2 protein-coding genes are annotated in these 1044 nt (G+C 62.4%); both read left to right on the forward strand.

The features are described from left to right. The coding region (locus ELR45_RS40075; RefSeq protein ID WP_205857789.1) for an SAM-dependent methyltransferase at window positions 1-850 on the forward strand (850 nt) is incomplete at its 5' end. Between the two features lie 107 nt (window positions 851-957). Continuing rightward, on the forward strand, window positions 958-1044 hold an 87-nt coding region (locus ELR45_RS33575; RefSeq protein WP_165368325.1), incomplete at its 3' end, for an S-adenosylmethionine synthetase N-terminal domain-containing protein.

The raw sequence follows: 1044 nt of genomic DNA on the forward strand, positions 1-1044 counted from the left end.
TTACCGGCCGGACGAGGAGCTGACCGAGCTCTACTCGGCGCCCGTCCATGTGGCTCGTGACTACTACAACTCCGAAGACGCGGACAACTTCTACGCCATCATCTGGGGCGGCGAGGACATCCACGTCGGTACGTATCTGACACCCGGCGAGGACATCGGCTCCGCGAGCCGCCGCACAGTCGAGAACATGGCGGCGGAGCTCAAGCTCGACGCCGACACCAAGATCCTTGATGTCGGAGCCGGATACGGTGGGTCTGCGCGTTATCTGGCCAAGACGTTCGGCTGCAAGGTGACGTGCCTCAACCTGAGCGAGCTCGAGAATGAGCGCAACCGGAAGATGAACCGGGAGCAGGATGTCGACCATCTGATCGAGGTGGTCGACGGTTCGTTCGAAGACCTGCCGTTCGAAGACAACTCGTACGACATCGTGTGGTCTCAGGATGCGTTCCTGCACAGCGGTGACCGTGTCCGGGTGCTCGAGGAAGCGGTCCGTGTGCTTCGGCCGAACGGCGCGCTGATCTTCACCGACCCGATGGCTTCGGATAACTGCCCGACCGGCGCTCTGGAGCCGATTCTGGCGAGGCTGCAGCTGGACACCATGGGCTCGCCCGGCTTCTACCGTCGTGAGCTCAACCGCCTCGGTCTCGGTTCGATCGAGTTCCGCGATGAGAGCGACCAGCTGCCGCAGCACTATGGACGCGTGCTGAACGAGCTGGAGAGCCGCGCGTCGGAGCTGGACGGGCAGGTCAGCATCGAGTATCAGGAGCGGATGAAGGCAGGCCTGAAGAACTGGGTGGATGGCGGACATGCCGGAAACCTGGCCTGGGGCATCATCATCGCGCGTCAGTAGGAAGAGAGAAGGCGCCCGTCCGATATTCGAGGGCGGGCGTCCGTACGAACGCAGCTTGACCGGCGCGGCTCAGCGCATCCGTGACGACAGAAGAGAGTGAATCAGGAATGGCATATCGGCGTTTGTTTACGAGTGAGTCGGTGACCGAGGGTCACCCGGACAAGATGGCGGACGCGATCAGTGACTCGATCTTG

This window comes from Phytoactinopolyspora endophytica, from assembly GCF_004138495.1.
GTDB lineage: Bacteria > Actinomycetota > Actinomycetes > Jiangellales > Jiangellaceae > Phytoactinopolyspora > Phytoactinopolyspora endophytica.